The sequence below is a fragment of the Mogibacterium diversum genome (assembly GCF_002998925.1).
GTDB lineage: Bacteria > Bacillota > Clostridia > Peptostreptococcales > Anaerovoracaceae > Mogibacterium > Mogibacterium diversum.
This window is the reverse complement of sequence record NZ_CP027228.1, coordinates 856,195-877,041: the sequence shown is the minus strand read 5'-3', so window position 1 is coordinate 877,041 and position 20,847 is coordinate 856,195. Positions and strand designations below refer to the sequence as shown.

At 41.9% G+C, this 20,847-nt stretch carries 19 protein-coding genes; 15 read left to right on the top strand and 4 right to left on the bottom strand.

Annotated elements, in window-relative coordinates:
- Window positions 1-56: 56 nt before the first annotated feature.
- Together C5Q96_RS04125 and C5Q96_RS04120 are read right to left on the bottom strand one after the other, a co-directional pair.
- Window positions 57-923: a nitroreductase family protein gene (locus tag C5Q96_RS04125; protein ID WP_106057147.1), complete on the bottom strand. Its 867-nt coding sequence runs from the start codon at window positions 921-923 to the stop codon at window positions 57-59.
- Window positions 924-1,012: 89 nt separating this feature from the next.
- The gene (locus C5Q96_RS04120) at window positions 1,013-1,984 is read right to left on the bottom strand and encodes an aldo/keto reductase (protein ID WP_106057146.1); all 972 of its coding nucleotides are present in this window, start codon (window positions 1,982-1,984) and stop codon (window positions 1,013-1,015) included.
- 99 nt (window positions 1,985-2,083) lie between these two features.
- On the opposite strand from C5Q96_RS04120, the gene C5Q96_RS04115 reads away from it, so the two are divergent.
- The 3 genes from C5Q96_RS04115 (at window position 2,084) to C5Q96_RS04105 (ending at window position 5,963) form a co-directional block, all read left to right on the top strand.
- On the top strand, window positions 2,084-4,393 hold the full coding sequence (locus tag C5Q96_RS04115) for a SulP family inorganic anion transporter (protein WP_106057145.1): 2,310 nt from the start codon (window positions 2,084-2,086) through the stop codon (window positions 4,391-4,393).
- A gap of 101 nt (window positions 4,394-4,494) precedes the next feature.
- Window positions 4,495-5,103 carry a histidine phosphatase family protein gene (locus C5Q96_RS04110; protein ID WP_106057144.1) on the top strand — a complete coding sequence of 203 codons (609 nt, stop codon included), beginning with the start codon at window positions 4,495-4,497 and terminating at the stop codon, window positions 5,101-5,103.
- 29 nt (window positions 5,104-5,132) lie between these two features.
- Window positions 5,133-5,963 (top strand): patatin-like phospholipase family protein, encoded by an 831-nt coding sequence (locus C5Q96_RS04105; RefSeq protein WP_106057143.1) that lies wholly within the window; start codon window positions 5,133-5,135, stop codon window positions 5,961-5,963.
- A 158-nt stretch (window positions 5,964-6,121) separates the two neighbouring features.
- On the opposite strand, the gene C5Q96_RS04100 is transcribed toward C5Q96_RS04105, so the two are convergent.
- Window positions 6,122-6,556, bottom strand: a complete 435-nt coding sequence (locus C5Q96_RS04100) for a MarR family winged helix-turn-helix transcriptional regulator (RefSeq protein ID WP_330403840.1) — start codon at window positions 6,554-6,556, stop codon at window positions 6,122-6,124.
- A 198-nt stretch (window positions 6,557-6,754) separates the two neighbouring features.
- Between C5Q96_RS04100 and hydE the strand changes: the two genes are divergently transcribed.
- From hydE to scfB, 8 genes are all read left to right on the top strand, one after another.
- On the top strand, window positions 6,755-7,813 hold the full coding sequence (gene hydE / locus C5Q96_RS04095) for a [FeFe] hydrogenase H-cluster radical SAM maturase HydE (protein ID WP_106057142.1): 1,059 nt from the start codon (window positions 6,755-6,757) through the stop codon (window positions 7,811-7,813).
- A gap of 136 nt (window positions 7,814-7,949) precedes the next feature.
- A complete protein-coding gene (locus C5Q96_RS04090; RefSeq protein ID WP_106057141.1) occupies window positions 7,950-9,062 on the top strand; it encodes an Ldh family oxidoreductase in 1,113 nt (370 codons plus the stop codon).
- Window positions 9,063-9,098: 36 nt separating this feature from the next.
- Window positions 9,099-10,112 (top strand): type I glyceraldehyde-3-phosphate dehydrogenase, encoded by a 1,014-nt coding sequence (gap, locus tag C5Q96_RS04085; RefSeq protein ID WP_106057140.1) that lies wholly within the window; start codon window positions 9,099-9,101, stop codon window positions 10,110-10,112.
- 31 nt (window positions 10,113-10,143) lie between these two features.
- Window positions 10,144-11,574 carry an acetate--CoA ligase family protein gene (locus C5Q96_RS04080; RefSeq protein WP_106057139.1) on the top strand — a complete coding sequence of 477 codons (1,431 nt, stop codon included), beginning with the start codon at window positions 10,144-10,146 and terminating at the stop codon, window positions 11,572-11,574.
- A gap of 91 nt (window positions 11,575-11,665) precedes the next feature.
- Window positions 11,666-12,760: a hypothetical protein gene (locus C5Q96_RS04075; RefSeq protein WP_106057138.1), complete on the top strand. Its 1,095-nt coding sequence runs from the start codon at window positions 11,666-11,668 to the stop codon at window positions 12,758-12,760.
- A gap of 106 nt (window positions 12,761-12,866) precedes the next feature.
- Window positions 12,867-14,330, top strand: a complete 1,464-nt coding sequence (locus C5Q96_RS04070) for a universal stress protein (protein WP_158696681.1) — start codon at window positions 12,867-12,869, stop codon at window positions 14,328-14,330.
- A 136-nt stretch (window positions 14,331-14,466) separates the two neighbouring features.
- Window positions 14,467-14,616, top strand: a complete 150-nt coding sequence (scfA, locus tag C5Q96_RS04065; protein ID WP_106057136.1) for a six-cysteine ranthipeptide SCIFF — start codon at window positions 14,467-14,469, stop codon at window positions 14,614-14,616.
- A 105-nt stretch (window positions 14,617-14,721) separates the two neighbouring features.
- The gene (gene scfB, locus C5Q96_RS04060) at window positions 14,722-16,113 is read left to right on the top strand and encodes a thioether cross-link-forming SCIFF peptide maturase (RefSeq protein ID WP_106057135.1); all 1,392 of its coding nucleotides are present in this window, start codon (window positions 14,722-14,724) and stop codon (window positions 16,111-16,113) included.
- Here the strand turns inward: scfB and C5Q96_RS04055 are convergent.
- On the bottom strand, window positions 16,105-17,064 hold the full coding sequence (locus C5Q96_RS04055) for an AEC family transporter (protein WP_158696680.1): 960 nt from the start codon (window positions 17,062-17,064) through the stop codon (window positions 16,105-16,107). The two genes, scfB and C5Q96_RS04055, sit on opposite strands and share 9 nt — an antisense overlap.
- Window positions 17,065-17,277: 213 nt before the next feature.
- On the opposite strand from C5Q96_RS04055, the gene C5Q96_RS04050 reads away from it, so the two are divergent.
- From C5Q96_RS04050 to C5Q96_RS04035, 4 genes are all read left to right on the top strand, one after another.
- The gene (locus C5Q96_RS04050; RefSeq protein ID WP_106057133.1) at window positions 17,278-17,883 is read left to right on the top strand and encodes an XTP/dITP diphosphatase; all 606 of its coding nucleotides are present in this window, start codon (window positions 17,278-17,280) and stop codon (window positions 17,881-17,883) included.
- Complete coding sequence (locus C5Q96_RS04045; protein ID WP_106057132.1) at window positions 17,861-18,943, top strand: YihY/virulence factor BrkB family protein; 1,083 nt, start codon at window positions 17,861-17,863, stop codon at window positions 18,941-18,943. The genes C5Q96_RS04050 and C5Q96_RS04045 overlap by 23 nt, the downstream gene beginning before the upstream one ends.
- Before the next feature lie 73 nt (window positions 18,944-19,016).
- Complete coding sequence (locus C5Q96_RS04040) at window positions 19,017-19,946, top strand: diacylglycerol/lipid kinase family protein (protein WP_106057131.1); 930 nt, start codon at window positions 19,017-19,019, stop codon at window positions 19,944-19,946.
- A 104-nt stretch (window positions 19,947-20,050) separates the two neighbouring features.
- Complete coding sequence (locus tag C5Q96_RS04035) at window positions 20,051-20,842, top strand: HEAT repeat domain-containing protein (protein ID WP_106057130.1); 792 nt, start codon at window positions 20,051-20,053, stop codon at window positions 20,840-20,842.
- Window positions 20,843-20,847: the final 5 nt, after the last annotated feature.

Below are 20,847 nucleotides of genomic sequence, written 5' to 3'. Positions count from 1 at the left end.
CTATGTGATTCCAAATCCTAGGTCTTGTTCATATATTAGCGGTCAATTGATCTAGATTAAATTCTAATCTTAGCGATGTAATGAGCGTTTTCAGGAAGCTTTAGATCTCTACCTGCCTCGTCGAAACTCCACATCTTTACACCAGCTCTAGTTGAATCAAGAACTGCATAGAAATTGAACATTGCAATTCCGTAGTTGAGAAGCTGGTCTTCAGTAGTTGTGAGCTCGTCGTCTAGACCAATTAGCGATACGATATCATCATCAACGATTACTCTGTATGGCTGACGATTGAAGAATGACTGTGCAACAGCGATTGATAAAAGTGCATCTTCAAGCTCAGTGTACAGAAGCTCCATGTTAACTGGCTCTCCATATACCTTGTAAGATAGAAGGTCCTGCATGCTAATCTTAGGTGCAACCTTCTTCTCGCAAGAAACCATCGTAACGTTGGATGGGCTCTTGATATCGAGACGAACGTCCTTTTTAGCCTTGTTTCCGTGTCCAAATGCGATAAATACTGCAAGAGTTTTATCAGTATCAATGCCGAGTGCGCCCTTAGCTGCTTCTGCATCGTTTACAGTTAGCCAGCAAGCATCGAATCCAAGCTGTGTGAGCTTAAGTGTTAGACCCTGTGCGATAAATCCTGCATTCTCTAGATAATGAGGTGCTTCCTCTGAGTAAAGCGCTAAGTAGTTAGGTGCCTTTACAGTAAAGCCGTTATATCCTACGCTGCTTCCAAGGAAATCCGCCACATCGCCACCGAAGAAATGAAGCTCGGTAGAAATCTCAGGAAGTAGCTTTGGCACTACTTCGTTATAAGCTTTAATTTCCTCAACTGAAGCAGCATCAACTACTGTATCTGCGAAATCGCGGCACGACTGGCGGCGAGAAACGATCTCATCATAATATCTTAGGTATTCCATAAAGTTCTCCTTTCAAGTCCATACATAAGAACATAATATCAATTTTGCACAATTAGTACAAGACGGATAATCAATATATTTCTTAAATACTATAAAAAAACAATAGCTCTGACAGGGCAAACGGGTGCGCAGTAGCCACATCGCACGCACTTTTCAACGCTGATTTCTGCTAGGCCACTATCATTCCAGGATATAGCTTGACTGACGCAGCGGGCCTTACATGCTCCACAGCCTTCGCAGTCACTCTGGTCGACCATCATGCGTTTCTTGCTGATATCGGGTCTGTAATCGCTGCCGAGATTTCCTTCAAAGTAACTAACTGCAGTGTCGACTTCATCCAGACTTCCCATGCCAATCATCACAGCATCCACACCCTCGAGTGAAGTTACGTAATCAAGACATTCTACATAATCCTCAATGATATTTCCTCCGCCGAAAGCCTTCATGGTGAATACTCCAACGCCATGATTTGAACAGAGCTTTATCGCTTCAGCCATATCATCTCGTGTACCAGGGCCCTCTCCGTCTCTGATTCCCATGCCAGCTTTGTTTATCAGTGGGAATATCACATCACACGAGTCTAAGTTCGCCGCTGCACGGCATGCATCAACATGATGCGTCGATATTCCGATTGCCCTAATTAAGCCGGAGGCTTTTTTGTCCCTAAGCGCCCTCCAAGCCTCGCTTCTCTCATGAAGGTCGACAACTCCTCGAACTTCGTGAAGTAGAAAAATATCTATCTTCTCGAGATTAAGTTCAGAAAGGCATTCATCGACTGCAGCTGATGCACTCTCGTAGTCAGATTCGAGAGTCTTGCTACAGACAACCGGCATATCTAAGTTTTCATCTGATTTAATTGTATCTAGCGCAGGTCTAAGATATCTATAGGTGTCATAATACTGCGCAGTATCAAGAAAGTTAATACCGCTCTTTACCGCATGCACGATGATGCGAGCACCTTCGTCGGTGGAAAGATTCTTTTGCGAGAAACCCATCGTAAGCGTTCCCATACCTACAGCTGAAACCTCTATACCCGATAATCCTAATCTATTTCTATTCATATCATAATTTTAACACGCAACTGATGTATAATACACACTAAAGTTTATGATGAGGGTGTGCGTTTTGCTACAAAGTGACGTACGTAATAGGGGAGATAGATGTCGCTAAAAGGGTATGATTTGCATTTTTTAAAAAAAGATATTCCTGCCGGAATCATCGTTGCGCTAGTGTCCATTCCGATTTCCATCGGGTATGCATTAGTTGCAGGGCTTCCGCCAATTTATGGTCTATATGGATCACTGCTCCCTATATTGGTGTACGGATTGATAACGAGTTCACCGAGATTCGTTTTCGGGGTTGATGCTGCCCCAGCTGCACTTGTTGGAGGCATGCTATATTCGATGGGCATTGCATATCAATCGCAAGATGCGGTGAGGATAATACCTGTAATAACACTATTTACTGCTGCCTGGATACTGATAGCACGCTTAGTTGGACTCGGTAGGCTGGTCAAATTCATCTCATCGCCAGTAATGGGAGGCTTCATAACGGGTATCTGCTGCACGATTATATTGATGCAAATTCCTAAACTATATGGCGGGGATGCAGGGCGTGGAGAACTCCACGAGCTCTTAATTCATATCTATAAAACAGCAAGTGTAGGAGTCCATATTCCGTCACTTGTGCTTGGGCTCGGTACGATCATCATAATCTTGGGATCTAAGAAATTTATCCCAGCTGTACCAATGAGTGCAGTTATGATGTTCGCTGGGGCGGGGCTGAACTATGCTATGGACCTTGGACAGTACGGAGTTAAAATGCTTCCGGAGGTGAAGGCAGGGCTGCCGCCTCTGGCTATCCCTGACATTTCGCTGGTTCATGGGAATGTTAGAACTATGATGCTTCAAACGCTTATCATAGCAATCGTAATCATCGCTGAGACTCTTCTTGCAACCAATAACTTCGCACTTAAGTATGATGATAAAATCGATAATAACAGGGAGATTCTCGCCTACGCGATGAGTAATCTAGCAGGTGGTCTCGTTGGCTGCTGCCCTGTAAATGGAAGTGTTTCGAGGAGCAACATAGCTGATCAGTTCGGCGTGAAGTCACAGGTGATGTCGATATCTGCGGCAGCTACGATGATGATAATTCTGATCTTTGGTACAGGTTTTATACACATGCTTCCAGTACCGGTTCTGACTGCAATAGTGATTTCTGCACTCATCAGCAGCACTGAATTTGATCTCGCCGCTAAGCTGCGCAAGGTTGACAGAACTGAATGGAAGATATTCTATGTGGTGATGTTCACAGTCTTAATTTTTGGAACGATATATGGCGTGCTTATAGGAATTATCCTCTCCTTTGTGACAGTAATCATCAGAGCATCCAATCCCCCTAGAAGTAGACTCGGGTATATTCCTGAGAAAGATCAGTTCTATCCTGTCGACAGGACTACGGGTACTCGTGAGATTAAAGGGGTGCTTATATACAGATTCGGAGGAGCGTTGTTCTTTGCCAATGCGAATACGATCAAGGACGAGATTGATGATTTGGTAACCGACGACATGAAGGCCGTAATTATTGATGCAAGTGGCATCACGAGCATCGATGTCACAGCTGTAGAGCGGTTGATGATTTTATATACAAAATATAAAGAGCGTGGCATAAAGCTCTTTCTTACCGAGCACTCTGGAAATTTAAATGATCAACTGCGTGCTTTCGGAGCGGAGCAGATGTTCAAAGACTACGCTATAGTCCCACACATTTATCAGGCACTAAAGTCGGTGGGTATAAATAAGCCATATGAACTAGGTGATTGCGAGGGCGATGTCTGCTATATATCCATCAATGGCTCGGCTGGAAGCTCTCAGATTGCTGAGTTTGAATGGGCATATGGTGATCAAGCAGAAGCTAGGATGGAAGAGGTTGCTAATTCGCTCGCAGATAAACTTATTAGTCTTGAAAGAGTAGATGAGGATATGATTCGCGAGGCTGAGCGAAATGCGCTTGGCAGTAACTGGAGTGAGATTGACGAGGAGAAGTTCCTAGATTTCCTAGAATTCCAACTTGCACATCTTCTCGAACTCGGCAAGATAGATCTCGAAAAATTTCAACGAGTACGAGAAAAGATTCTGCTATATCACGCAAAGCTCGACATGCAGATTAACGATAGAAATTCCGAGGAACTCGATGAAATCATCAGGACGAGAATTGTCCGTGAAGAACAGTTTAGAAGTAGATTCCCTGATGCATATAATGCTTTTGCAGAAGAGAGAGCTAGGCACAGAGAAATCCTGAAGACTGATTATCCTGAAATCTGGGAGAGAATCATGAAGATTCGCCGAGAGGGAGAAGATAAGGACAAACTCCGAGATAAGATTCATGATAAGCATTTATTCCCAGGACTTGATGAGATTGAACATATAGTAGATGGTGTAAAAGATTATTTTCATAGAAAGAAATAATTATAGCTTGTCCATCAGGGTAAATGCGTCGAGACGATATACATAAAGAAGCAATTAGGCTGCATATTACTAATAAATTAAAATAGAAAGGTTAATTCGTTATGAGGCTATATATTCTTAGGCATGGGCAGACCGACCTAAATAGCGAGAAGCGCTTTCAAGGTCACATGCAAACAGAATTGAACGATGTTGGGATTGCTCAGTCAGAGAAGGTTGGAGAGCTGCTACGCGAACGTGGCATTAAGTTCGACAAGATTTATTGTAGCCCTCTAGAGAGAGCAATCAAAACAGCAGAAATCGCTACCTCGGAGACAAGAGACAAGTTTATAATAGACGATGATCTTACGGAAATCGACTTCGGGATAAATGAAGGACGAAAGTATGAAGAACTTCAGGGTAGTAAGAACAATATATTTTTGTCTCCAGGCAATTACATGCCCCCAGAAGGTGGCGAGTCACTAGAGACTCTTAAATTCAGGGTAAAGAGGTTCCTTGAGAGGGTGCGAGATGAGAACGATGAAGGAAATATACTGGCGGTATCTCACGGAACGGCAATTCACATGATGCTCCTATATATGAGAGGCATGGAATTCAGCGATTTATGGACGGAACACGTCGGAAACTGCAATGTAACTGTAGTCGATATCGAAGGTTGGGAACTTAAAATTAGGGATGACCTTCAGATCGAAACTGATAAATATGTAAAATAGAGAACTTTTTATAAAAAAGGGGGTAAGACATGAGAGGCGTTATAGATGTTGGTGGCGGTACACGCGATATATTTGGAGCAGGAGTGTTCGATTATTTTTTAGAGCACGGAATAACTTTTGATAAGTGCTATGGTGTATCGGCAGGCTGTGCGAATATATCTTCCTTCCTTGCTGGGCAGCAGCATAGGAATTATGAGTTTTATACGGAGTATTCGATGCGTAAGCAATATATGAGCTTTGATAATTTCTTCAAGACGGGTTCATATGTGGATCTCGATTACGTTTCGGATGAACTTTCAAACAGTAGCGGTGAGTATCCGCTTGACTACGAGAAGCTGAAGGCTAATCCTGCAGACTTTACATTAGTGGCTGCAGAAGCAAACACAGGTAAGACTAAGTACTTTACGAAAGATGATCTGAGTTTGAATAACTATGATCCGATAAATGCTTCTAGCTCGGTGCCTGTTGTCAATAAACCGTATGAAATAGATGGAGTTGAATATTTTGATGGAGGGCTTGCGGACCCTATTCCTTACCAGAAGGCATTAGACGATGGATGCGATGAGCTTGTGATAATACTCACTAGACCTAAGGATGGATATCGAGTGGATACTAATGACAAGCGGATGGCACAGATACTTGCCAGGCAATATCCTAAGGCGGCGGAGCTTCTCGAGCATAGAGCTGAAACCTACAATGCTCAGCTAGATGCTATCAAAAAGCTTGAGGAAGAAGGCGTCGCAAAAATCATTGCACCTGAGAGCATTGGGAAACTCAAGACTCTGACTAGAGATGTGGATATGCTTAAGTCGCTGTATAGAAAAGGCCTTGTTGCGGCAAAAAATGCTGACATAAAGTAGCAAAATTATATTAATTGATATTAGATTAAGTGGACCAAAGTCAAGGCATCACGATTATAGATGTATACTCGAAAATTAGCTGATTATGAAAATAGGCAGGAGCATTCGCTCCTGCCTATTTCTTTGATGTTGTTCAATGTAAGCGCCTGAACTCGCTCTTACTGCTCGATTGTATTCATGAAATTATGAAGTAGTTTGAACAGTGCTGCAGCTTCGTCGTCAGTAAGACTAATACATGAACGAATCTCCTGTGGTACGGCAAGCGCTTCCTCACGGAGAGCCATACCCTTGTCCGTAATCTTGATGATTAGATTGCGTTCATCCTTTACCGAACGATTTCTAGTTAGATAACCCTTAGATTCAAGCTTCTTGAGAAGTGGAGTTAGAGTGCCGGAATCAAGGAAAAGTTTATCTCCGAGTTCCTTAACACTCAGCTCGCGAGTCTCCCATAGTACCATCATAGTGATGTACTGTGTATATGTGAGATCCAGCTTGCTCAGAAATGGCTTATATCTGCGAGTTATCTCCTTAGAGCATGCGTACAGCGGAAAGCATAGTTGATTTTCTAGCTTTAGGCTATCGTACTTGTCCATCAGTTTTCCTCCCAGTTGTGCAGATACTGTATGCAATTCTCTAAATATATATCTTGTTGCATACAATTTAATTTGATTTTAGCCTAACGCAATATATGTGTCAACAATTGTTTGTACAAACGTTCAAAGAATCACGCATTTTCTTTTGTTGTTATAATATTTCATTGTGTTAAAATATCTAGTAGGGGGATTAGAAAAATGACTGAAGTTATGCGACTAGCACGCAAGCTTGTTGAAGACGGGCTTTTGGAACATAACGAATATGTGGAGCTACTTGCAGATAGAGATGATGAGGTTCGTGAGTATCTACGCAGTACAGCACAGGGCATCGCAGTTAGTAACTATGGTCACGATATATTTTTGCGAGGACTCATAGAGTATTCCAACACGTGCAAAAATGACTGCTATTACTGCGGTATTAGACGGAGTAATGATAACGTTGAGAGATATAGGCTTAGTCTTGAAGAAATCCTAAGCTGCTGTGAGATAGGATATCAGATAGGGCTTAGAACATTCGTGCTACAAGGTGGAGAGGATCCATATTTTACGGATGATATGATGTGTGAAATTATCTCTTCGATTAAGTCGCACTATCCCGACTGTGCGTTAACTCTTTCGATTGGAGAAAAGGGACGCGAGAGCTACGAGCGATATTTTGCGGCCGGTGCAGATAGATATCTGCTGAGGCATGAAACTGCTGATATTGATCATTATAGGCGCCTTCATCCAGAGTCACTTTCGCTAGAGAATCGCATGAGATGTCTCGAAGTACTGAAGGATATTGGGTTTCAAATCGGAGCTGGCTTCATGGTTGGTTCACCGGGTCAGACCTATGATACGATGGCAAGCGACTTTGAGTATTTAAAGAAGCTGAATCCTCATATGATAGGAATCGGACCATTTATACACCATAAGGATACACCGTTTAGGAACGAAGCTGACGGAACACTTGAACTGACGCTTTATTGCCTTAGTATGCTGAGGATAATGTTCCCTAAAGCGTTACTGCCGGCGACAACAGCGCTTGGTACAATCGACAAAACGGGTCGTGAAAAGGGCGTGCTTGCGGGTGCGAATGTTATAATGCCGAGTCTTTCACCGGATAATGCCAGGAGTAAATACCTTCTGTATGAGGGCAAGGTGGGGGTCAAGGACAAAGCAGCAGAAGGCCGTCAGTTGCTCGATGAGAGATTAGCGGAGATCGGGTACAGGACGGTGACAACGCGTGGAGACTACAAAGGTTGGGATAGAACGTAATTTTCGTATCAACTCAGCTGGTTTGTGTTAATTTATAAAGAATGAAATTATAAAGAATGAAATCAGACGTTATCATATGATTATCGACTGATTCACAATATATTGCAGTATATTTTATTCATTGTGGAGGTGCTTAATGGATAAAGAAACTCGTCCGTATATAGCTTGGGATGTTGTGCAGGATTTTATGGTAAAGGCATTCACAGAACTCGGAGTTCCTGAGGCTGATGCCGAGATCTGTGCTGAAGTTCTAATGGAGAGCGATAGGAGAGGTATCGAAAGTCATGGAGTAAATAGATTCAAGCCTATTTACGTTGACCGCATCAACAAAGGTATCCTTAATCCAGTTACAGAGGTGGATATTATCAGGGAATCTCCTACGACCGCAGTGCTCGATGCTAACGATGGCATGGGAATGGTTGCTAGTAAGATGGCTATGGATATGGCTATCGAGAAGGCGAAGAAGTACGGAACTGCCTGCGTTGCCGTTCGTAACTCATCGCACTACGGTATCGCGGGATACTGGACTTCTATGGCGACTGATGAAGGCATGATAGGGATCACAGGAACTAATGCAAGACCGTCAATCGCACCGACATTCGGGGTGGAAAATATGCTTGGAACAAATCCGCTTACGATTGGAATTCCTACGGATGAAGGATATCCATTCTTAATTGACTGTGCGACATCTATAACACAGAGAGGAAAGCTAGAGTTTTACGAGCGCATCGGCAAGGATACTCCGGCAGGAATGGTTATCGGAAGAGACGGTTCAGCGCTGACTGATACATCTTACATCTTGAAAGCACTGAATAATAGGGAAGCTGCGCTAGCTCCACTCGGCGGAATAGGAGAGGAGCTTGGCGGATATAAAGGTTACAGTTATGCGACAGCCGTTGAACTGCTATCGGCAGCTCTTTCTGGAGGTATGTTCCTCAAGAACTTGACGTGTATAGGCGAGAACGGAGAACTAAGACCTTATCACCTCGGACATTTCTTCATCGTAATTGATCCTGAAGCGATGATTGGCAGAGAGGTGTGCGAGAAGACTGCGGGCGATATACTTAGAGCTCTTAGAGCGTCTCAGAAAGCGCCTGGTCATGACAGAATATACACTGCTGGAGAGAAGGAGTGGGATATAAAAGAATTCCGCAAAGACAAAGGCGTTCCAATGGGAGAGGATGTACAGCGTGAGTTTATCGAGGTGCGTGACTCGCTCGGCATGGATTTCAAATTCCCATTTGAATAGATGAATTACAACTAAATACGTAATAAGGGGGGATATATGATTAGATTAGCTATCAATGGATTTGGTCGTATAGGTAGACTAGCATTCAGACGTGTCATGGAGATGGAAGAATTCGAAGTTGTTGCAATCAACGACCTAACATCTCCCGATATGCTGGCATACCTGCTAAAATACGATAGTGTACAGGGAACTTATCTGGGACATACTGTGGAAAATGACGAAGATTCAATCACAGTCGACGGTAAGAAAATTACTATTTACAAGGAGTCAGATGCTAGGAATCTACCTTGGGGAGAATTAGAAATAGATGTCGTGCTTGAATGCACAGGCTTCTATACGTCTAAGGAGAAGTCGCAGGCACATCTGGATGCAGGTGCCAAGAAGGTCCTGATTTCAGCACCTGCTGGAAATGATCTAAAGACCATCGTATATGGCGTTAATCACGAGACTCTGACTTCTGAAGATAGAATAGTGTCAGGGGCGTCTTGTACGACGAACTGCCTCGCTCCAATGGCAAAGGCGCTCGCTGATTATAGAGAATTGCGCACAGGATTTATGACGACCATCCATGCTTATACTGGCAATCAGAAGATACTCGATGCACCGGATAAGGGGTCTAAATTCAGGAGGTCGAGAGCAGCGGCAATCAATATCGTTCCTACTACCACAGGGGCGGCGCAAGCGATTGGAAATGTAATTCCAGAGCTTGCAGGAAAGCTAATTGGATCTGCGCAGAGAGTTCCAGTAGCTACTGGATCCATTACTATCCTAGATGCTACCCTCAAGGACGAGACTGATTCGGTGTCAGTAGAGGGAATCAATGCAGCAATGAAAGCTGCGCAGGATGCATCGTTTGGTTACAACGATGATGAAATAGTATCGACAGACGTTATCGGGATGAGCTATGGCTCATTGTTTGATGCAACTCAGACTCTAGCTCAAAAGTGCGGAACGCATATCTACGAAGTTAGAGTAGTTGCATGGTATGACAATGAGATGAGCTATGTAAGCCAGCTGATAAGAACTCTAAGCTACATGGCGAAGCTATAAGGTTATTTCAAAGCAGGAGGAGATTATTAAAATGGAAGTAAAGGAAGCAAGACAATACGTCGTTGACAAACTAGAGTACGCATTTAAGCCAAACTCAATCGCTGTAATAGGAGCTAGCCGTAATGAGACTAAGGTTGGGTTTAAGGTAATCCAGGGACTGAGAAAGTGCGGATATGAGGGAGAGCTTTACCCTATCAATGTTAAGGCCACAGAAGTTGCTGGAATTCCAGCATATCAGAATATAAAGGATGTTCCTGGTGATGTTGACTTAGCATTCGTATCGCTACCAGCAACGGGTGTTTTCGATGCTTTAAAAGACTGCGTTGAGAAAAACGTTAAGATAGCGGTAGTTTCATCATCTGGTTTTAAGGAAGTTGGAAACGGTGACCTGCAAAATGAGATAACCAAGTTCTGCCGTGAACACGAGCTTCCGCTGATAGGTCCAAACCTAGTAGGTATTGGAACTCCATACCACGATTTCAACTGTGGATTTATACCATATCTGCCTAACAAGGGACCAGTTGCACTGATTTCGCAGTCAGGATCTAACCTACTAGCTGCGCTAGGCTCATCTCAGATTGACCACTTTGGCATCAGCATGTTCGTAGGACTTGGTAACAAGGCTGATGTTGATTTCTGTGAGATGATTAAGTACGCAGACAAAGAGCCTAATACGAAATGCATCGCAGTTTATATCGAAGCTCTAGATAGCCCTGAAGCATTTAAAAAAGCTTGCCTTGAGTGCGAAAAGCCGATTACTGCAATAAAGGTTGGTTCTTCTGAAATAGGTGTTAAAGCTGCTTTTGCTCATACTGCATCTGAGAATCAGGGTCATTCAAATGCTGAGTACGATAAGTTATTCGAGGAATCAGGTGTTCTCCGCGAGAAGACATGGCAGGAGTTCTTAGATACTTCACTCGCTTTAGGTAACTGCCCTCCGCTGAGAGGTGACAATGTAGTTATCATCACAAATGGAGGTGGTGCAGGACTTCTAGCAGCTGACCATTTTGAGAGACTGGGCATGCCTTTAAAGGAGCTCAAGGATATCTCACCAGACCTTAGAGAGAATATCAGAAATTACATGCCTGCATTCGGTTCGCCTCTCAACCCTGTTGATATCAGTGGAACAGCAACCTCTGATATGTATGGTGGTGCACTTAAAACGGCATATAGAGATGAGCACGTTGATGGAATTTTGATTTCCGTTTGCCCAACTGCAGTAACTGACGTTGAGGCTATTACTGAGACTGTAATTAATATTCACAGACAATACAAGAATCTCGGAAAGCCATTCATTATGGAGTGCCAGGGTGGAAATGAATGCAGAGAAGCTATCATGAAACTCAGAGACAAGGGAATCCCTGCTTACTCTACACCTGAGCAGGCGGTGAATGCTATGGTTGCACTAAGAAGATATAGCCATATCATGAACAAAAAAGAGAAGCTAATCAAAAATATTTAATGACTCTAATACAGTCTAATTTTAAAAGTGAGATAATGCGTTGTGTTTGAGTGATGCAGGTATTCCTGCATCACTCTTATAAGGAATGAGTATGAACGGAGACAAACTTTTCAGACTTCTAATGGCCCTATGCCTGGCTATGGGTATTATGGGAATCACCGTCGGGAAATTTATTTTAGGTGGTATTTTCGTCGGACTTGCAGTGGCAATATGGCTGACGACAGGAGGAAAGCACTACAATGATCGTAACCTATATGACAAAATCGTTGAGGGCTGTGAAGATATCACTATAGAGCATATCTATGAATGTCTAAGAACTGTTGACACATGTTTAGGATGTCCGTGGATGGGGAGCAACACTTTTACGAGTGGAGATGCTATCATGTTTGGACCAAGTCCATTCAAAGACTATATTACGATTTATAAGGATAAAAAAAATAATATTGTCGTTAAAAGTGGCACGGAACTCAGTCATATCGTGAGAAATGCGGATAATGAAACCCATTTTAAAGATGTCCTGGACACGAAGAGCATGACGGTTAATCCCAAAACTTATTCGCATTTTGCTAGCTGGAAGTTGATGAGTGCTGTTTTGGTTGACGATTTAACGGAAATAATAAAAAAAATCAAAGTTGGCGATAATTCAGCTGTTAAGTCACTGGGCAAATTTAAATTTTTCTATGCAAATAGCACGGACTGTTTGTATAGAGATAGTGATGATAATGAGTATACCTATGTGAGAACGATAAATGAGCCTCTCAATGTGAGAATCTACGAGATACCTGAAGGTGATGAATCAATTGAAGAAACTGGTGAAATGCTCGCTCAGGTTACAGGATCTGCAAAAGCCGAGAAGAATGGATTTAAGTTCTATATGTCAGGTGAAGAATATGGAACTCTATACAGAGACACTGAAAGCGATAGTGATTCATACTTTATTGAGACGAGCGATGGACGTGTTTATGTAGAGGGATTTAGAGCCGTGCGAAAGGCGAATCTTAGCTGTAATTACATCATCACGATAGATGGTGTGAGGAAGGCCGTGATTGCAGGAAATGCGAGAATTGCTTTCGAAGAAGATGTGCTCACTGAAAATAGTCTAATCTGCAGTCTGGATGACGAGTACCTGCTGTTATATATGGCTATACAGGAGATGATAATGACCAAAAACAAGTGGCTGAAATAGTTTAGCCACCCTTTAGTTTGATTTTAATATCGCTAAAATGTATAATTAATTTGTATATTTAAATGGGAAATTAATGTACTTATTAGAAAGTAGTAAGGGTGATTTGATGAAGAGAATTCTTGTGCCAGTTGATGGTTCACCTAGGAGTTTAATAGCGCTTGAGCAGCTTAAAACCACGTTTTCGCCGAAGGCTTTCGAGGTTGTGCTCGTTATGGTGCGTGAAAATACAGGATATGCGCTCTCTCTCGGTGAGGAAGCAGAGATTCGAGAGGAACTCGACAAGAAACTCAATTCTATTGCCAGGACAATAGATAAATATAGTGTCATAACGAGATCTGCAGTAGGTCGTGCCGGAGCTAGAGTTATCGAAGCGGCAAAGGAATTTGGCGCAGAGATGATTGTCATGACAAAGTCTACAAAGCCAGGTGCAGGCAGCACGATAGGTCTTACGGCATCATACATCATTAGGCATGCACAGTGCGATGTGATGATAGTCAAAGAATCGGAGACAAAAAAGATTCAAGAGTATAGAGGTGCTATTTATAAGAGAGCAAAGGGGACTGTTGCTCTTCGCGGGCAGCTCAGCCTAAAGCAGAGCGAATGCTTAATTCCTAGTGTAAAGGGTGATGTGATATATCACATCGATGTTAAGAGAGGAAGAGTTAGATTCCTGCATAGGTCGTTTAATGCTGTTACTAAGGAGTGGGATTTACCACCAACAAACGGTCAACAAGAGGTATATGAGATCGAAGCAGGGGTATCGATTCAGATTCCAGTCAATGCTACCGGAGATGGCAAGATGGCCGATAGAATCAGAATATTAAATCGTAGCATGAAGACTGAAGCTGTGTTCGACTATGAGATTACAGCTGATAAGAGATCTCTGAACTCACATTCTGCATCTGAATCAAGCGAGATTCAGGATAGAACGGATGGTGATAAGACTGATAATGACAAATCTTCTGATGTAAAAGAAGCTTTGGCATCCAATGCCGATGCGGTTGCTGACGAATCGGTTCTTGAAAAAGTGCCTGGGGCGGAAGTATCAAATTATTCTAGCGTGAACGCGGAGGAAGCTACCGAGACTCTTAACTCTGTAGATTCAGTTGAATCTGCAGAAGCTGAATATGTAGAGGTAACTGAGCCAGAGGCGATTGAATCGAAAGTAACTGAACTAGAGGCTGATGAATCTGAGCAAGCTGAACCAACTGAACCAGAGGTTACTGAGCTGGAAGTAACTAAACCGGAGGTTGGTGCGTCAGAGCAAGCTGAATCAGAATCAACTGCACCAGAGGATCCAGAAGGAGTTGTCAAGACATCTGAATCTGAAGACAGAACAGGTGCAGATAGTGTAGAAACTGAAGAAACCGAAGAGCGTGAAGAAGGTACAGAAAGCACAGAAACTTTAGACTTGAGTGATCTAGAGAAGGAGCTTGAATCTACACCTAAAGGTTCAAAGGACACGATTGCAGCTATCGAGAAACTTTGTGCTACAGGTGCAATTGATGCAGTTGAGCTAATCAAGGCGCTTGATGAACTTGAAGCGAAGTCCGAAGAATCTCAGGAGTAAGCAATAAAGATAAATATATACTTTCAAAATCAGAGTATATTCGGAAGTATGATTATGAAATGCAAATAACTGCGTCAGGATTGACAGTTTTAAGCGTATTTGATATTCTATAACGAGTAATTAGGAGGATAACGTAATGAGCAGAATTAAGACAATTTCAACAAGAAATATGGCAAAGTCAACACTTTCTGGTGGATGCGGTGAGTGCCAGACATCTTGCCAGTCCGCAAGCAAGACTTCATGCAGCGTTGCTAATCAGCATTGCGAACAGGCTAAGAACAAATAGTAACTGAAAGCGCTGCTTATTGCAGCGCTTTTTTATTGTTTGAGCTATTTCTTCGATTATTGAAGATTAACGAAATGAATTTTATGAGGTATGGTACAAGAGTAAATGATACATCAGTATAAATTAAACGGATATAACATAGTGATGGATGTGAATAGCGGAGCTGTTCACTCTGTAGATGAGGTAGCCTACGATATAATCGCCTTGTATGACAAAGGTGTGCCTAGAGAGGAAATCATAGATGAGATAAAAGCTAAGTACGGTTCAGTTGCAGATAGTGATGTCGATGAGACAATAGCTGATATCGAGGAACTTAAGGCGGAGAAGCTGCTTTTCTCAGATGATCCATTTGAGGAGATTGCAGGCGATTTAAAAGCTAAACAGTCTGTGCTTAAAGCAATCTGTCTCCACGTCGCACATGGATGTAATATGGACTGCAAATACTGTTTTGCGGGTAAAGGTGAGTACAGTGGCAAAGCTGGAATCATGTCTCTTGAAGTTGGTAAGCAGGCACTTGACTTCCTGGTCGAAAATTCCGGAAGCCGTAAGAATCTTGAAGTTGATTTCTTTGGTGGCGAGCCACTTTTGAACTGGGACGTATGCAAAGAACTCGTTGCGTATGGAAGAGAGCTCGAGAAGACGCATAACAAGCACTTTAATTTTACGCTTACTACAAATGGTGTACTGATTGATGATGATGTAATCGAGTTCGCAGATAGAGAATGTAGCAATGTCGTTCTGAGCATGGACGGACGCCGAAAGACACACGACTTCATGCGTACGAGTAAAGATGGCAAAGGTACGTATGACAAGATTATAGAAAAATTTAAGAGCCTAGCTGAGGATAGGGGACAGAAACAGTATTATATGCGTGGAACGTATACTGCACATAATAAGGATTTTGCTGAAGACGTGCTAGCTATGGCGGATCTTGGATTTAAAGAAACCAGTATAGAGCCTGTTGTCAGCGATCCTAGCACCGATTATGCTCTTCATGAGGAAGATCTGGATATCTTGAAGGCGCAGTATGAGAAACTAGCCATTGAGATGCTAGAGAGAGAAAAGAGAGGCGAGGGATTTAACTTCTATCATTATACAGTGGACCTTACGGGAGGACCTTGTATCTATAAGCGCGTTAGCGGATGTGGTGTAGGTACGGAATACCTTGCGGTTACACCGTCTGGAGACCTTTATCCGTGTCATCAGTTCGTGGGAGATGATGATTACAAGGTCGGAAATGTCTATGATGGGATAGAAAAGCAGGAAATAATAGACGGTTTTAGATACAATAACAACCTATACACTAGAGATAAGTGCCGTGGTTGTTTTGCTAAGTTATATTGCTCTGGTGGATGTGCAGCTAATAATCTTCATACTAATGGAGATATCAACAAGGTTTACAACTTTGGGTGTGAGCTTCACAAAAAGAGAATTGAGTGTGCGCTCATGCTAAAGGTAGCCGAAGAAGAGCTCGGCATCGATAGAATATCAGAATAAGTGGCCAATAACTATAATCCATATTGGAAGTGTAATCATCGACATCATCGTGGACATGGCAACGGCTTCTGACATAAGTTTAGTATCCTTGTGTTCAGCAGCCGCTAAAGCTACACTGAGAACAGCACTAGGGTATGTAAATGAAAGAGCTATAGTGAGTTTTAAGACGCTAGCTAGCGGTAGAAACCAAATGGTGACAATCGCAAGTGCTGGCTCTAGCACTAGACATACGAGGCTAGAAATAATTAACTCTTTGTCTGTGATGAGACCCCTGAGTTTGCAATCGCCGAGTTGGATACCGATTATAATCATGGATAACGGAACAGTTGTTTCTCCGATAGATGATAGGAAATTCATGGCAGGGGCAGGAATCCTGATACCAGAAAATAGAATAATTACAGAACAGATTGAGACGATTGTCACGACGTTTTTGAACGGCTTGATAATGGTCTCTTTGCTTATGGCTCTAATCTTACCTGAGTCATCTTTGCTATCACCGAGGTTCATCTGAATCATGCAGCCTATAAAAAGGTATAGGTTACATGCGATATTCTGGACTACTGAATAATAAAGCACAACTTGACCAAATACTGAGCGAGCGATAGGAAAGCCCATAAAACCTGAATTGCAGGTAACCATAGCTACCGATAAGACATTTTGCTGATCGTTGCTTTTCTTGCCAAATAATCTGGAGATTTTAACCGATATTGCACCGAATATAATGAACATAAATATTGAGAGAAATATAATAATAATCGTGTTTGAAAATGTATCAGGGCATATGGATTGACCGCAGATTGAATAAATCAATAGGCATGGAGTTGTGATGTTCAAAACTAGTGAAATCAAGTGATTTATTGAGTCTGTTCCTAATATACGAAGCTTATTCGCAGCAAAACCTATAGCTATATATAAAAATATAACAAAAACTTTTGAAGCTATTAATTGCATAGCACTATTATCCTTTCTTTTACAAGTAATATAATACCAAAAATTCGTCATTAACAAAATACGCCGTGTTTTATTTGTAAACCAAGATAAAATACATAAATAAGCAGTTCGTTATGGTATAATTACTATGATTTTTGAGAATAAGAGACCGAGGTTGTCTTAAGTGAATCGGACTTTTATTTCAAAAAAATGGGTATTGTTAAGGAGATGTAGATGGACAAAGTGATTTTGGCGACGCAGAACGAAGGGAAAATTCGTGAGATGCGCGACATATTCTCTAAGTTTGGCATGGATGTTATTTCGCGTGATGAGATGGGATTGCCAAAGGATGAAATAGAAGAAACTGGCACAACTTTTGAAGAAAACTCTTACATAAAGGCTTCTACGATTGCAAAACAGTGCGACGGGATAGTAGTTGCAGATGATAGCGGTATAGCCGTTGATTGCATTGGGGGAAAGCCGGGTGTTTATTCAGCGCGATTTGCTGGTGAAGGCTGTACTCCGCATGACAACAATGTAAAACTACTTCAATTAATGGACGGTATCCCAACCGAAGAAAGAGGGGCTCGTTTTGTGTCAGTGATTACGCTTATATATCCAGATGGAACGAAGCTTGTTGCTCGTGGAGAGTGCGAAGGCTCCATTTCTGAGGATATGCGTGGCGAGAATGGCTTCGGGTACGACCCGATATTTATTCCAAAAGGATATGATCAGACTTTTGGTGAGCTGCCTGCAGAGCTCAAGAACAGAATTAGCCATAGGGCTAAGTCGCTTCTGAAGCTAGAGGAACTTATCAATGAACAAAGAGACAGAAAATAAGTCAAATATTAATATTGACAAGGAGAAGAAAAAGAAAGTTCGCCTGAATAAAGACAATCTTATTAAAATTGTCTTTCACATATTCAGACAGTTCGACGACCAGTATTATGCGGGTTTTGCCGCACAGGTTGCGTATTACTTCTTCATGGCCAGTGTTCCAACACTCATAGTGCTTTCACAGGTACTAGGAGTTTTTGACTTATCATTAGATATTATAAAGAATTGGCTCAACCACAATGTTGATTCGCAGCTTAGCGGGTTCGTAATGGGGCTATTTTCCGCTTCATCTGTGAGGCTTGGTAACTTCATCATGATTTTCTTAGCGCTTTGGTCAGCTTCTGCCCTGGAGTTCTCGCTCTCTAGGTTGACGAGTTATACACTAACTGAAGGTGCTTATAAATTCAACTTCTTTGCAGAGAGGCTGAAAGCTGTTCCCGCAGCTGCTATTACAATTTTCGCAGTAGCATTTACACTTGTTGTATTCGTATATGGAGAAGATATATTTTACAAGTTATTTAATGGTGGAATCCTCGCAAAAGCTCTTATTGCACTAAAACTACCGATTGTGGCGATATCTTTCTTCGCCATGATTACTTTAAATTATTATATATTGCCACTTGTAAGAGTACCGATTAGAGCGATACTTCCTGGGGCTGTATTTTCGTCGTTTGGACTTTTGATTGCGACCACGATATATGCAAATTACATCAGTTACTCGGTAAATTACGACATTCTGTACGGTGCATTCGCGTCGATTGTCGCTCTGATGCTGTGGTTCTATATAATTTCGTGGATACTGTGCGTCGGGATGATGTTCAATAAGGCATGGGATGAAGTCATGCAGCGGAATAGGCTGAGTCATGAAAAGATGATTGAGTATATTGAAAAGAAGTCGATGCTACTTGGCGAGGAAAAATCAAAGAGATACATTATATCGGGTAATGATAATTACGGCGCTGAACTAGAAACAATTGCAGTTAAGTTAAGCCGTAAATTTGTCAAAGGCTACGAAGAAGAGCTTCGTAAAGAAAAGCAGAGAAAGGCGCACCGCAAGCTGTAGCTTGTGAGTACTAGTGAAATAATTCTAATAAATTGGTGGGGCTATAGTCTCAGGTTAACTTGAGGTGAACGATATGGAAGAATTAAATATTATTGAAACTATCGATAGAAAAAAACTGCTATTTATTCTAAATCCTCGTGCAGGCACTATGCAGGCGAGCAAGAATTTAAGTGATATTCTGCAGATTTTTTCAGATGCTGGGTGTTTAACCAGTGTGCTGGTGACAACGAAATCAGGTGACGCAAGAGAATTTGCACATCGATATGCTAATGAGTACGATGTGGTTGCCTGTGCAGGTGGAGATGGTACGTACAACGAGATGATTGATGGCGTTATATCTTCGGGTGCTAAGTGCAAGGTCGGATATATTCCTGCTGGCAGCACTAATGATTTTGGATCCAGCATCGGTTTATCGAAAAATATCATCGAAGCGGCAAAAGCTATTGCAAATGATGAGTCTATTACGCTTGATGTAGGTTCGTTTAATGGGCGCTACTTCTCGTATGTGGCCTCGTTTGGAGCTTTTACAAGCACATCTTATTCAGTGCCGCAGAACCTAAAGAATTTACTTGGGCACACTGCATATGTGCTACAAGGAATCAAAGACATAGTTAATATTAAATCCCAACATGTAAAGGTTATCACAGACGAGGGACTTCCGACTGAACGTGTTATTGAAGAGGACTTGGTGTTTGGTGCTGTATGTAATGCGACATCCGTAGGCGGAGTGCTTAAGCTCGATTCATTCAGAGTAGATATGAATGACGGATTGATGGAGGTTCTACTTATCAAGTCTCCTAAGAACTTGCTAGATGTGAATTCGATTGCAAGGTCGCTGTTGGCAAATGATTTAGACACTAAGGATATTGCATTTTATAGCGCAAAGACTGTCAGGTTTGAGATGAGCTCCGACGTTCCGTGGACTCTCGATGGAGAGTACAAGGAAGGCGAAAGTGATATCAAGATTGAGACAGTCTGCGATGCGGTAAATATCTTGGTTTAAAGATAGCTTTATAGAAGAGGTTCTTAATTTTTTGAACCTCTTTTTTGTGTAATTGGACTTGATAGGTTGTTAGGTGCACTTTAGGTCAATAAGAAAGGGAAGTAATGGCAGCAGAAGCAGTTGATAAAATAAAGAAGGACATAAATGACGAAAAAACTCGTCGTAGCAACCTTACAAGGGCAGATTTAGAAAAATCCTATCTTGAGTTGGAAAGTAATGATTTCGATTCTGGCATGAGGATAAAATTTGCAGCCGACTTAGCAGAAAGTAATGAAATTTCATATCACTATGAACTTATTATCAAAGACTGGGAACTGAATTTAAATCTACATCTTGAAAATGGTTTTTATAAACATGACAGAGAAGGGATAGTACTTTTATTTGGGAAACTGGATGAAAATATAGATGAAAAAGTAAAAGTATACACAGCTTATCTATTGGCAAAAGCATTATCGCAATTAAAGCATAGAGAATTTTATCTACCGTTTTGTAATAAAGCCTGTGATATTCTTGTTTCGCTTTTAGATACAAATGATGATAACCTTCGTTGTAAAGTCATCATTGCCATTGGCTTTATAGGAGCATCGAATGAAATTGAATTACTTGCGCATCAGTTGCTCTATGATGAGGAAGCGCTTTGCCGTGCGTGGTCTGCATCTAGCCTTATGCAGATGATGTTTCATCGTGTCAAAATAGAAGAATTACAGGAAAGAACTAAATTATCATTTCTCGAAGGAATTTCTAGTGAAATGGATTTATATACCTCGGGAATTATGATAGAAGCGGCACAAACCATATTTGGAAAAAGATGGATATCTTCATCCGCTGTAGAAAGTGAAGAACCTGCAGCAATCGAGAAAGCGAGAAAGTCAGCTGTGCGTTTTTTACGGAAGTAATCAAG